Below are 6,568 nucleotides of genomic sequence, written 5' to 3' on the forward strand. Positions count from 1 at the left end.
GGGTCGGCCTGGAAGAAGGAGCGAGCCCATGGCGGACCCCGTGATCCTGATCCTGGGGATCGTTCTGCGGGTCCTCCTGATGGTCGGCTATGGCGTCCTCGTCATCCTGCCGCAGCTGGTGTGGACCCAGCTGCACAATGTGTGGCGGACGTTCGGCCGTGCCACACCCACACCACCCGATCCGCACAGCGATCCGGCCATCCCCGCCTACCTTCGCGTCATCGCGCTCCGTGACCTCCGCGCGGTGTGGTGGGATGGACTCGACAGGCATGAAAGGCCGATGGGGGACGCCAAGCGGTTCCTGCTCGGGGAGAGCGGCCGCACCGCGATCCTTCTGAATTCCGCCTTCATGGCCACGGCTGCCGCCGCGGTGCTGGCCGCGACCGCGCTGAGCATCCTTCCCCTGCTGCTCACCTTCGTGCTCTGGGTACTGTGCTGTGCGCTGTGGACGCTCTGGTGGGCGCTGTGGGCGACGGTCGCGCGATTGACGCGCGTGCGGGGCGGGCCCTCGCCGTGCGTGTACTCCGACTGCGGACGCGCCATCGTGCGACCCGCGCGGCTGTGTCCCACCTGCCACGCCCGACATCGGGAACTGGGGCCGGGTCGGTACGGTGTCCTGTACCGCCGCTGCCGCTGTGGCACCCGGCTCCCAGCGGTCCTCGGCCTCCGGCGGCTGCAAGCCCACTGCCCGCACTGCGACAAACCGCTGCCCGCCGGATACGAACGGTCTCGAGTGGTCGTACTCGCCGGCGGCTCGAACGCTCTGCGCGGTGCCGTGCACCGGCAGGGACTGGCTGAAATGGGCGCCGCACCCGGGAGCGAACCGCCGCTCGTGCGCGCTCGTGGGCGCTCCCTGCTGCTGTTCGATCCGGCCGGAGACGCGTTCGGTGATCAGGAGTCCGTGGCCGCCCTGGACATCCTGCGCCACGCCGACGCACTGATGTTCGTGGTGGACGAGCCCACCGCGAACAGCGCCGACGTGCGGGCCCTCACCCGGGTCCTGCACGTCGTGGCCGCACTCCCCGCGCGGCGCCGTCCGCACCGCCTGGCTCTGCTGTACACCGGCGCATCGCGGGGGGACGACAACGTACTCGCCAAGCTGGAGGCGGACGGCGGCGGCCATCTGCTGCGCGCCCTCGACACCAGCGGCATCCCGGTGCGCTGCATCCCGGCCCAGGCGCTGGGCCGGACATTGTGGTGGCTGGCCGGCATGACCGGTGCGCCCGGTTCCGGAGAGCTCGTGGCTCCTCCGCCTCTTCACCGACCCGTGCGCACCGCGAACCGCCTTCCCCGGCACCGCGCCGTACGCCTCGGTCTCCTGCTCGCCCAGGCCGCCGGATATCTGGTGGTACCGATGGCGCTGCTCCTGCTACAGGCGCGCCTGCTCCCGTCCGACGCGTTCTTCGGACTTCCCGGCGCCTATGACAAGTGGCGGCATCCGCTGACCGGTACGGTCCACCAGATCGACCTCACCGCCATGGCCAGGCCGGACTGGCCGAAGATCAGCGCGAGCCATTCCGACCCCGGCCACCCGCCCTCCGCCGCGTTGCCCGCGCACAAGGGCTACTGGTCGTTCATGGGTTCGACGCAGAGTGAACACTGGCTGAGGGTCGATCTCGGCATGCCGCTGCCACTGAGTGAGGTTTCGGTGAACTTCGTCCCGGACAGCGTCAAGTCGGTGTTCTCGCCGAGCGTCGGAGTGGTGGGGCAGATTGGTGCCGATATCATCCGGGCCCCTGACCGTCGGCAGTGGCGCGAACACAAGAAGGACGACGGAAGTTTTCTCGGCAAGATCTATGGCTATGACATACCGTTCGCGAAAACCGTTGATTCCATCCGCATCGGCGTCGGCTCTCGACTCTTCGGAAAACCGGACGAAAACAGGCAGCTCCGCCTGAGGGAGTTCGCCATCCGCTGGACCAGCTCTGACGCGCTGCGCCTGCGGCCTGCCGACGGCGGCCGGATCACGGTCGAAAACGCCACCGCTCGCGACCTCGCCATCACCATACGCCCGCCTGTGCTCCCCCCGGGATGGCACGCCGCCTTCGTCGGAAGCCCTCCCTCCGTGCTCAGAGCACACGACACGTACGAGGCGCGCTGGCTGATCACTGCGCCGAAGGGGGCCACGGGCCGCGTTCCGATCGCTTACGCCGTCGACGCCACCGAGGACGGCCGCACGGTGACGTCGCGCTGCCTGGCTCTGCTCACGCCGCTCCTGGCGGCCGAGCAACTCTGCTGACCGCCTCAGCGAGCGTCGGAGGATGCCCATCGCGGTCCGGCGAAGTCAGCCAGCGCCGCGCCCAGCCGGGGGTCCAGGTGCGGAGTCAAACCGAGCGACAGGACGAAATACCAGCCCCCGCCCATGCGGGAGCGGCGCGGCGGGCGCGGCGCGCCGGCGAGCAGTCGCACCTGCAGCGCGTAGAAGCGCGCGTCCCTGCCTCGGACGATCGCACGGCGCACGGTGATCTCCTCGACATGCCGCCATTCGTAGAAGCGGCGGCGCCGCCCGATCACTGAGGCGACGCCGTGCCGGGTCAGTTCCAACTCCACTCTCCGCGGCGGCATGAGGTAACCGAGCACGGTGATCATGGCGCCGACGAAGGGCCAGAAGAGCAGCGCCAGCCAGGCCGCCGGCTCCTCCCACTGACCCGACACACTGAATCGAACGACGAAGAGGCCCATGAGCGGGCCGAGCACGGCCCAGTGAGCCAGCGGAAGCCGCCGGGACCGGCCGCGGAGAAGGTAGCCGTCCTCGGTGTGTTCCACGGTGAAATCGCGGGGGTCCGCGAGGAGGGGGAGGCGGGACGCCTTGAGGCCGGATAGACCTCCCCTCCTCGTCCGGCCGCCCCGTTCCGCTTCGCACCGTCCAGCCAGATGCTCCTGGAGACGGCGGTTGCGGAAACGGTAGGTACCGCCCGACACCTGCAGCAGACCGGCTGCCCGCGCGTCTTTGAGGAACGTCATCAGAGACCAGGGCACCCTCCCGACCGTCGCCAGAGAGCATTTGGCGAGCACCCAGCGGCTCCATGGGCTGAGCAACACCAGCAGCGCGGAGGCGCCCGCCCAGCCTGCGACCGCCGGCCACCAGCCCGGTTGCCCGCGGAGCCAGAAGAAGGCGCCTCCACCGGCGCCGATGAGCGGGGCGACCAGTGTCACCGTCGTGAGGAGCGCGTTCCGTTCGCCGTGCAGCAGTTCGTCAGGGGTGGCGGCGTCCACGGTGTCCGCGGGGGCCGCGTACACGATCATGAGCAGGGCAGGCAGCACACCGCCGATGGCGAACCACACCAAAGCGGGATGAGGTACCACGAAGACATAGAGCGCGAGCAGGAGGACGACGAGGGCGGGACCGCCCGTGAGCACCGCCAGGCGGGCCTGTGGGTCCACCCGTGAGTGCGGATCGAGAGAACGCGTCGCGTGGACGAACAGCAGGGGGTCCGTGCTGCGACGCGGTTCGGTGAGCCGCTGGCCGAACCATGAGGCGGCCACGGACCGGGCGACGGCCGCGAAGAGGACCCCCACGCTGACCTCGGTCGTCACGATGGGGCCACCCAGCATGGAGCTCTCCGCGTGGCTCGACGTCACCAGCTTGATGACAAGGGAGAGCAGTATGCCCGTCGTGAGGAGCGCGGGCAGTGCGAGAAGCCTGGGCAGCGGCGCCTTGTACAGCCGCCACCAGGCGAGCTCGGACTCCTCGCGGCGGCTCAGGAGCAGCGCCAGGTAGGAGAGCCAGGCGTCGGCCCGTTGGGAGTCCCAGACGCGGGGCGGATGCAGCCGGTCGGGATCTGGAGGCCGCGACGGAAACGCGACGGGCACGATCCGATCGAGGAGATGGGCTTCGACGGCCTGCCGGTCGGGGTAGGCCTGCCGGTCCGCCAGTTCGTTGGGATCGGTGGAATGATGCTCGTACGATCGGCGTACCAGCCACACCATCAACGGATTGCTCAGAGCCCAGCTGACGGGCGCGGAAGGCTCTCTCTCAAGGGTCTCCAGGAGCCGTGCCCACGCGGCGGTGCGAGCGGGAGGCCTGGCCCTACGGAGGTAGTCCGCGACCTCGTCGGGGCGCAACGGCAGCGATTCGATCACGGTGGCGCGGCGCAGCCCCCTGCCGTCCTGGTCCAGACGCGCGTACTCGTTCGTGCGGGAGACCAGTACGGCGTCCCTCTCTCCGCCGAGGCCTGCGTTGAGCGCGTCGAGGACCTCGGCCCGGCGGCGCTCGGGAAGTTCGTCGAGACCGTCCAGGACGGGCAGCACCCGCCGCTCGAGGAGCAGCCGGCGGGCCGGGTGGACACCGTCGACGGGCGGCAGACCCGGGTGGTCCCGTCGCAGCCGGTCCGCCAGCCAATCAATGAACGGCTGGCGCTGGACGTCCCAGGACTCCAGCGACAGCACGAGCGGGATCGGCACGTCGTCCTCACCCTGTGTCAGACGGCGAGCGAGGAGTTCGAGGGCGAGCAGGACGGCGAGCACCGTCTTCCCGGACCCGGCGGTGCCGAGCACGACCAGCCGCTGAGGCCTGAGCCCGAGAAAGACCCCGGCTATGGTGTCGGTCCCAGAGCCCGCAGGCACATGATCCCCGGCGGACGCCACACGACGGCTGGGCGTCCAGCGCACGGGCAGCGGCTTGGGGTCGGTCAGGTCCCAGGCGTCGGCCTCGGCCCGCCACCGGTAGAGGAGACTGCGCGCCAGTATCCGTTCGGCCGCGGCCAAGGCGGAGTGGTCGTCGAGCGGCGGCGACTCTACACGCAGGGTCAGATGGAGATCGCCTTGGAGGATCCCGATCTGGATCAGGTATTCGGCCGTGCAGTCGACCGCGGTGTTGGCGATGCGCGGCCCATCGCCGGACTCCATCTGACTCGGCATGCGTCTCCGCCCCGTCATTGTCGGTCCACAGTACTCGTCCGTGGTGCTCAACACCGTCGGCTGAGCGTGGGCCGAGTCGGCCGCCCGCGCATTGACGCTCGCCTCAGGACCCCGTCGGGTCGCCGTGCAGACGGACCGTACTGAGAATTTTCATGATCGTCGAGTCCGGGAGTTCGTCCTTCACACCCCTGGCGCAATAGAGACTCCATGCGACGAATGCACCCGCGGAGTTCTTGAAGCCGAACGTTATGGCCTTACCGTCGCTTGCGCAGGGCCCTCTCTGCGGAGTGCCCTTGGAACGGGCCCAGGCGATGCTGCCCCTGATACCGGATTCGGTGGTGTACGGCTTCGCTACCTTGTCGTAGGTGATGCTCTTCTTGTCCGGCTGCGTGTAACCGCCGTACACCCACTGGACCACCTGAAATGATGCGATCTCGCCGGTGCTCTTGCCGCCGATGGCGCCCTTGGTGCCCGCTGCGGCCAGCCAGGTGTAGTCCATGAGCCCATCCTTGCCCTCGTCGGAAATGCACCAGTCCTTCTTGAGGCGTGCCGGCGCGGACATGAGGATGATGGGGGTCGTGCTGTCTTCGGCCCCATCGTCCGTGAAGCCGATCAAAGAGTCGGGCGGCCCGACCTCCCAGTCCGGCGGCACGTCGAAGGCCGTGCCCCACTTCGGGTTGATGACGACCTTCCAGCCTCGGACGGTGGGCCTCTCGAGGACGGGAGGTCTCTCGAGCCCGCCGACGCGAGACTCGCCGGACGCCGACGCGACGGCGCTCGACGAGGCACTCGCCGACGCGTTGACGTTCCCACCGTCACCTAGAGCCCAGAAGGCGGTGACGCCCGAGACGACGGTCACCGTCGTGGCCGCTGCGACCGCGATGATCTGCGGGGCTCCGACAGGCGAGAGCGCTCCGGACCGCGTTCGCCGCACCTGCCCGAAAGGCTCCTGGTTCTGAGATTCCGGGCCCGGCTGCTCAACCACCGTCGTCGTCCGCTGAGCGATCGGCATTACCGGCCAGAGGCGGCAGGGTGAGTCCGTCGGCCGACCCTATCGAACCGGCCTGGATCACCATCCCTGTGATCCGGCTGCCCTCGATGGTGTTCGTCACTGCTCCTGCGGGCCTCTCACGCTCCCGCTCCGAAGCCCCTACGGCCGGGTCCGCGCCGCCACCCGGGGCCGCCCCTCCCGGGCCGGGAACTCCCGCGCCGGATCGTCCGGGATCAGACGAACCGGCGCCCGCGCCACGTCCGCGAACCATCCCGTAGGCCGACAGACTCAGACCTGCCAGTCCGAAGAACGCACCCAGCACGCTCGCAGACTTGTCGGCTCTGTCCAGTCCCGCCCTCCAGAAGTAGACGGCCAGCCCCACCACCGCCACGGCAGCCATGACGCCGCCAACCCATCGGACGCTCCGCAACGACATAGTTCCATTGTTTCACCCAAACAAGATCATAGACCCGTATCCAGGCTCCTTCTGTGCTCGTAGCGTTCATCGACGAGCACCGGGACCGCTTCGGCGGCGTCGAGCCGGTCTGCCACGTACTGACCATGCACGACTGCAGCATCGCCCCCTCCACTGAGACGCCAGTGAGAATGGATGAGGTGGTCGCGGCGAGGTATGACTCATGAGACGCCAGACTCCCCGGGATGTCTTTTTCGGGATCCGTCTACCTTGTCGGGCCACCGGCATAGCAGTCCCCTCGG

4 protein-coding genes are annotated in these 6,568 nt (G+C 69.0%); 2 read left to right on the plus strand and 2 right to left on the minus strand.

The genetic code is table 11. The annotated features are described in order from the left end of the window. Positions 1 to 28 precede the first annotated feature (28 nt). Positions 29 to 2,239, plus strand: coding sequence for a hypothetical protein (locus ABGB12_RS34055; protein ID WP_347684505.1), 2,211 nt, complete (start codon positions 29 to 31; stop codon positions 2,237 to 2,239). Positions 2,240 to 2,244: 5 nt separating this feature from the next. Here the strand turns inward: ABGB12_RS34055 and ABGB12_RS34060 are convergent, their stop codons facing one another. Both ABGB12_RS34060 and ABGB12_RS34065 read right to left on the minus strand, forming a co-directional pair. Then, complete coding sequence (locus tag ABGB12_RS34060) at positions 2,245 to 4,860, minus strand: NACHT domain-containing protein (protein ID WP_347684507.1); 2,616 nt, start codon at positions 4,858 to 4,860, stop codon at positions 2,245 to 2,247. Between the two features lie 103 nt (positions 4,861 to 4,963). Next, positions 4,964 to 5,872, minus strand: coding sequence for a hypothetical protein (locus ABGB12_RS34065; protein WP_347684509.1), 909 nt, complete (start codon positions 5,870 to 5,872; stop codon positions 4,964 to 4,966). Between the two features lie 468 nt (positions 5,873 to 6,340). On the opposite strand from ABGB12_RS34065, the gene ABGB12_RS34070 reads away from it, so the two are divergent. Further along, positions 6,341 to 6,493, plus strand: coding sequence for a hypothetical protein (locus tag ABGB12_RS34070; RefSeq protein ID WP_347684511.1), 153 nt, complete (start codon positions 6,341 to 6,343; stop codon positions 6,491 to 6,493). Positions 6,494 to 6,568: the final 75 nt, after the last annotated feature.

The organism is Actinocorallia sp. B10E7 (assembly GCF_039871655.1).
Lineage (GTDB): Bacteria > Actinomycetota > Actinomycetes > Streptosporangiales > Streptosporangiaceae > Actinocorallia.

Bases quoted from the DNA above. Each gene is read 5' to 3' on its own strand.
- ABGB12_RS34055 (WP_347684505.1), top strand. From the start codon at position 29: ATGGCGGACCCCGTGATCCTGATCCTGGGGATCGTTCTGCGGGTCCTC.
- ABGB12_RS34060 (WP_347684507.1), bottom strand. From the start codon at position 4,860: ATGCCGAGTCAGATGGAGTCCGGCGATGGGCCGCGCATCGCCAACACC.
- ABGB12_RS34065 (WP_347684509.1), bottom strand. From the start codon at position 5,872: ATGCCGATCGCTCAGCGGACGACGACGGTGGTTGAGCAGCCGGGCCCG.